This window comes from bacterium (assembly GCA_024224155.1).
Classification (GTDB): Bacteria; Acidobacteriota; Thermoanaerobaculia; order Multivoradales; family JAHEKO01; genus CALZIK01.
This window is the reverse complement of the sequence record JAAENP010000276.1, coordinates 1-3,200: the sequence shown is the minus strand read 5'-3', so window position 1 is coordinate 3,200 and position 3,200 is coordinate 1. Positions and strand designations below refer to the sequence as shown.

The following is a 3,200-nucleotide window of genomic DNA, read 5'->3' as shown; positions in this document are numbered from 1 at the left end:
GTGACGGCCGATGAGGCCGCCGCTACCGTTGGTGGTCTAACCATCCACCGACGGAGGACAGCCGATGAAGCAAGGATCCCGCCGCCCTTCCCGCGACATTCTGAGTGGCGTTCAGAGCCAGTTCGAGCGCTGGCGCCAGAGTCGGAAACGAGGTACCCGTATCCCCGAGGCGCTGTGGCGAGCGGCGGCCGAGGCCGCTGGAGAGCACGGTGTGTCAAGGACGGCCCAGGCACTGGGCCTGGACTACTACGGGCTGAAGAAGCGCCTGGAGTCGACCGCAGAGCTCTGGGAGTCGGAGCCCGCTGCCGGGCCCGGCAGAGAGTTCCTGGAGATCCCGCTGTTCGCGTCGGCGCCGGATTGCGTCCTCGAGATGGAGGACGCACAGGGGGCTCGTCTGCGGGTCGAATTGAGAGGTTCGGCCGCGGCGCACTGCCAGACGCTGGCTCAGGCTTTGTGGAGCGTGGCGCGATGATTCAGGTGGCGCCGCAGATGCGGGTGCTGGTGGCCGTCGAGCCAGCGGACTTCCGCAAGGGCATCGATGGCCTGGCGAAGCTGGCTCGCGAGGAGCTGGCTCACGATCCGTTCTCCGGCTGCCTGTTCGTGTTCCGCAACCGCAAGGCCACGGCGGTGAAGATTCTGGTCTACGACGGCCAGGGTTTCTGGCTCTGCTACAAGCGCCTGTCCACGGGACGTTTCCGTTTCTGGCCAGCCGGGAAGAAGCTGCGGGCACTGGAAGCCCACGAGCTGCAGGTGTTGCTCTCGGCCGGCGATTTCGAGGCGGCGGCTGCTGCGCCGCCGTGGCGCCGGCTCCATACCGGCCTTTGAGGGCGAAATTACTGCCCTGAAGGGGGGTTGCGTTCCAGATTTTCGTCCTGTACGCTGCCTTCACCATGGAAGTGAAGCTGAAGTACAGAGGGCGCGAGGTCACGGACGAGGACATCACGTTCATCCAGAAGCTGATCGCCCAGCACCCTGGCGCGAGCCGCCGAGCGCTGTCGAAGCTGCTGTGCGAGGCCTGGAAGTGGCGACAAGCCAACGGTCAGCTGCGGGACATGGTCTGTCGCGGCCTGATGCTCCAGCTGCACCGCGCCGGTCACATCGAGCTACCGCCCGTGCGCTTCGTTCCCCGCAACAACGTCATCGCCCGGCGCAAGCCTGAGAGAGTCCTGGTCGATCGTACGCCGTTGCGTAGGAGTCTGAAGGAGCTTCGGCCGCTGGAGATCCTCCAGGTCCGGCGCACGAGAGAAGAGGCGTTCTATGATGGCCTGATCGAGGAGTATCACTACCTCGGCTATACACGGCCGGTGGGTGAGCACCTGAAGTACCTGATCGTGACGTCGAATCGACCGGTTGCCTGCATGGCGTGGAGCTCTGCGCCGCGCCATCTGGGACCCCGCGACCGTTTCATCGGCTGGTCGGCACAGGCTCGGCGCCGTAACGTTCGCTATCTGGCCTACAACACCCGCTTCCTGATCCTTCCATGGGTCGAGGTGCCCCATCTGGCGTCGAATCTGCTGGGTCGCATGGCGCGGGTGCTTTCGGCGGACTGGGAGCAGGTCTACAGCCACCCGATCTATTACCTCGAAACCTTCGTGGATCCGAGGCGTTTTCGCGGCACGTGCTACCTGGCGGCCAACTGGGTCGCCCTGGGTCAGACCACAGGCATCGGCCATAACTCGCCAACGAATAAGGTGACCCAACCGAAGAAAGAAGTGTTGGGCTACCCGCTGCGGAAAGATTTTCGGCAGCTGCTTGAGGCGGTTCCATGAGCCGACGCAAGTCCGAGCGGATCGTGTTGGGCGCCGCCGAGCTGATGGCGATCGTCGAACGTACCAAGACGTCTGCGCTCACGGTGGAGGAATACGAGAAACTGAAAGCGAGCGTCGAGACCCTGGTTTGGGTGGAGGCCGAGCTGGAAAAGAAGAACGCCTCGCTCAAGCGAATTCGCAAGGCCCTATCCATTAACATGAAGAAGACCGAGAAGACGAGCGAGGTGCTCAAAAGGGCGGGTGCCACGGAGTCGCCGCAAGGCAACGACGAAGAGAGGAGCGGTGAGAAGCCGGAGAAGAAGAAAAAGAAGCCGAAGGGACACGGTCGTAACGGCGCTGACGCCTATGAGGGCGCAGGGAAGATCCAGGTGCCTCATGAATCGCTCAAGCCTGGCGACCCGTGCCCGGAGTGCGAGACCACCACCGCCAAGGTCTACCCCCTGATCAATCCAGTCAAGCTGGTGCGCGTCAGAGGCCAGACACCTATTCAAGCGGAGGTTTACGAGCTCGAAAGACTACGCTGCAATCTTTGCGGTAAGGTGTTCCGGGCCAAGGCTCCGGAGGAGGTCGGGGAGAAGAAGTACGACGAGACGGCGGCGAGTATGATCGGGCTCTTGAAGTACGGCAGCGGGCTCCCCTTCAACCGACTCGAGAGACTGGTGAAGAACTTCAAGATTCCTTTTCCAACCTCGACTCAGTGGGACATCGTCAGAAAGGCTGCCATCATCCTCGCGATGGTCTACGAAGAGTTCATCCGGCAGGCAGCGCAGTGGGATATCTTCTACAACGACGATACCTCGATGAAGATCCTTCAGCTGCTCAAAGAGAACCAACAGATCGAACAGGCAGGATCGAAAGAGCGTACGGGGATCTTCACCTCGGCTATCGTCGCGTGCTGCGACGACCACAAGATCGTAGTGTTCTTCACCGGACGTCAGCACGCCGGGGAAAACCTCGGGGACGTGCTCCGGCACAGGGCGAAGGAGCTCGAGAGACCGATGCATATGTGCGATGGGTTGTCACGCAATGTGCCAAAGGATTTCGCGGACCTCCTCATCAAAGCCAACTGCATGGCTCATGGTCGCAGGAAGTTCGTGGAGGTGGCCGACAGCTTCCCTCAAGAATGCCTACACGTGCTCGAGTCCTTGTGCCGCGTCTACCGCAACGATGCCACCGCACGCAAAGAGGAGATGTCGCCTGAGGAGCGGCTTCGTTTCCATCAAGATCACTCCGCCAAAGTCATGACGGATCTGAAGAGCTGGATGAATGAGCAGCTGGAGGAAAGGAACGTCGAACCGAACTCGTCGTTGGGGGGCGCCTTCTCCTACATGCTCAAGCGATCGGACAAACTGACGTTATTTTTGCGCAAGCCTGGCGCACCGTTGGACAACAATATCTGCGAACGAGCGCTGAAGAGAGCCGTCCTCCACC

Annotated in this window: 4 protein-coding genes; all 4 read left to right on the top strand. The window is 61.4% G+C overall.

Annotated elements, in window-relative coordinates; genetic code table 11:
• The first annotated feature begins 64 nt into the window (after window positions 1-64).
• Window positions 65-472, top strand: a complete 408-nt coding sequence (locus GY769_14400; protein MCP4203109.1) for a hypothetical protein — start codon at window positions 65-67, stop codon at window positions 470-472.
• Window positions 469-825: an IS66 family insertion sequence element accessory protein TnpB gene (gene tnpB / locus GY769_14395; protein MCP4203108.1), complete on the top strand. Its 357-nt coding sequence runs from the start codon at window positions 469-471 to the stop codon at window positions 823-825. The genes GY769_14400 and tnpB overlap by 4 nt, the downstream gene beginning before the upstream one ends.
• Before the next feature lie 65 nt (window positions 826-890).
• Window positions 891-1,769 carry a DUF4338 domain-containing protein gene (locus tag GY769_14390; GenBank protein MCP4203107.1) on the top strand — a complete coding sequence of 293 codons (879 nt, stop codon included), beginning with the start codon at window positions 891-893 and terminating at the stop codon, window positions 1,767-1,769.
• Window positions 1,766-3,200, top strand: a 1,435-nt coding sequence (locus GY769_14385) for a transposase (protein ID MCP4203106.1), incomplete at its 3' end; no start/stop codon positions are given. The genes GY769_14390 and GY769_14385, both read left to right, overlap by 4 nt.